This window comes from Achromobacter sp. Marseille-Q0513 (assembly GCF_018195695.1).
Classification (GTDB): Bacteria; Pseudomonadota; Gammaproteobacteria; order Burkholderiales; family Burkholderiaceae_B; genus Achromobacter.
In genome coordinates, this window is sequence record NZ_JAGTJY010000337.1 from 1 (window position 1) to 2,420 (window position 2,420).

General features: G+C 68.1%; 2 protein-coding genes and 1 pseudogene. 2 read left to right on the forward strand and 1 reads right to left on the reverse strand.

Annotated elements, in window-relative coordinates; genetic code table 11:
- The first annotated feature begins 49 nt into the window (after nucleotides 1-49).
- On the forward strand, nucleotides 50-763 hold the full coding sequence (locus KDH83_RS30350; protein WP_212322669.1) for an MgtC/SapB family protein: 714 nt from the start codon (nucleotides 50-52) through the stop codon (nucleotides 761-763).
- A gap of 51 nt (nucleotides 764-814) precedes the next feature.
- Here KDH83_RS30350 and KDH83_RS30355 read toward each other — a convergent pair whose 3' ends face one another.
- On the reverse strand, nucleotides 815-1,735 hold the full coding sequence (locus KDH83_RS30355) for an EAL domain-containing protein (RefSeq protein WP_212322671.1): 921 nt from the start codon (nucleotides 1,733-1,735) through the stop codon (nucleotides 815-817).
- 357 nt (nucleotides 1,736-2,092) lie between these two features.
- On the opposite strand from KDH83_RS30355, the pseudogene KDH83_RS30360 reads away from it, so the two are divergent.
- Nucleotides 2,093-2,420: pseudogene (locus KDH83_RS30360) on the forward strand (hypothetical protein); the annotation flags it as partial.

Here is a 2,420-nt window from a genome sequence, read left to right on the forward strand (position 1 = left end):
CGCAAGGGGCGGGCCGCGCCCTGTTCACAATACGCTGCAAGAGAACAAGATGAAAAACTTCGAGAACATCCAATTGCTGACGCTGGCCAATACGCTGGTCAGCCTGCTCAGCGCCTTCGTGCTGGGCTCCATCGTCGGCTTCGAACGCCAGTTCCGCCAACGCACGGCGGGCCTGCGCACCAACGCGCTGGTGGCGGTGGGCGCCGCCATCTTCGTCGACATGGCCTTTCGCGTCGGCGGCGCCGACGGCGGCGCGCGCGTGATTTCCTATGTGGTGTCGGGCGTGGGCTTCCTGGGCGCGGGCGCCATCATGCGCGAAGGCGGCAGCATCCGCGGGCTGAACACCGCCGCCACGCTGTGGGGCTCGGCCGCCATCGGCGCCTGCGCGGGCGCGTCGCTGCTGCTCGAAGCGGTGGCCGCCACGGCCTTCGTGTTGGCCGCGAACACCTTGCTGCGGCCCCTGGTCAGCCATATCAACCGTCAGCCGGTCGACGCGCAGACCACCGAAGTCACCACCGTCATCCACGTGATCGCGCACGTGGACGAGCGCCAGGCCGCCATGACCGTGCTGGAAGACGTGCTGGAGGCGGAGCAACTGCCGCTGTCGGAGCTGAAGATCGACCAGTTCGGCGAGAACGAGGTCGAGATCGAGGCCGCCCTGAGCGAAGCCGCGGTCGACGAGGAAGACCTGGACCGCGTCGCCGCGCGGATCGCGAGCGCGCCGTCGGTGCGCACGGCTTTCTGGGCGGCGCGGACGGTTTGATGCCGAAACCGTGCCGCTTCTGAAGGGGCGGACAGGCCGGGGAGGCGCCCGCTATTGCGTGGCGACAGGTTGGATCGCCTGCACGCGATCCGCCTCGGACTTCACCGCCCCGCCACCATAGGCCTGGATCCACGACGAGGCATAGGCGGCGGACGCGGCCAACGGTTCGCCGCCGTCGTACTGCGTGCGCAGCCGGATCATCAGCTCGTCCAGCAGCATGGGCCGACCCAGCGCGTAGCCCTGCCCGTAGCGGCAACCCGCCGCGCGCAGCGCGGGGATGTCCTCGACGTTCTCCACGCCTTCGGCCACGACGCGCCAGCCCATCCGGGTGGCCAGCTCGGCCGCCGTGCGCAACACTTCGAACGCCACGGCGCTGCGCCGCATGCGGGTGACGAAGTACTGATCGATCTTCACTTCGGACAGCGGGATGGCGGAGAGCAGCTTGAGCGAGGCATGGCCGGTGCCGAAATCGTCCAGGCTGACCTCGCAGCCGGCCTCTTCCAGTTTCAGCAGCGAGGCTCGCAGCACGTCGAGCTCTCGGATGGGCTGATCCTCGGTGAGTTCCACCCGCAACAGCGAAGCGGGCAGCTCGGCGGCGCGGATGCGCTGCAGCAGCGATTCGACCGCCCCGGCGTCGGACAGCGTGCTGGCCGGCGCGTTGATCGCAACGGGAATGGCGACGCCCGCGCGCCGCATGGTCTGCAGCATCTCGATCACGCGCACGCTGACGCGCTCGAACAGTTTCCTGTCCAGTCCCTGCCGGTTGATCGAGGGGATGAAATCGGCGGGCATGACCGTGCCCAGGCGGGGGTGCTGCCAACGCGCCAAGGCCTCGGCCGATACGATGCGGCCGGTAAGCAGGTCCACCTGGGGCTGCAGCAATACCCTGAGCCCGTCCTTGCCGGCGACCATGGCCGCAATTTCAACGTCGTCCGCAACCTGACCGGAGGCTGCCTGTTGATTCAGCGTCATGTCTACGCTCCTGAAGCGTCCCGGATTCTGGGCCGCGCTGTCCGGGCGCGGTCCGAGACACACTGGACATGAACGCCGGCACGGAACTGCGCAAGCCGGCGATTCAGCGTTGTAACGCTTACGTTTTTTTAGGCGATTTCCGCTGTTTTCTCCAGATTAATTTGTGCTCGCGCGGCGCGGATGTCACAGATGTGTAACCATACCTGTAGGCTCCCGCGAAATTGGCGACGACCTGCCACGAAAGAAGGCGCATGGGCGGTCTTCCCGGCATGGTAGGGTGTGCGCCTCGCGCCCGCCGGCCCCCTTCCTGAACGAAGCAGCAGCTTGATTTCCTCCCCCGCTCCCTGGCGCGCCGCCATGCGCCGCATCCTCTGGCTGGACGCCCTGCAGGCCGCCGCCACCAGCGCGGCGCCGGTGATACTGGCCGTGCTGCTCGATGAACCCCGGCTGGGCTGGAGCGCCATCGCGGCATTCTGGGCCTGCTTCGGCGATCCCGGCGGCCCCTTGCGGCAACGCGCGGGCGCCATGCTGGCGCTTGGACTGGCCGGCGGCCTGTATTGCCTGCTGGCCAGCGTGAGCGCGCCCTACCTGTGGCTGCTTGTTGCCACTGACCTTCCTCTGCTGCACCCTGGGCGGCCTGCTGCGCGTGCTGGGGCCGGCGGGATCGCCGAAGCAGGCCCAGAAT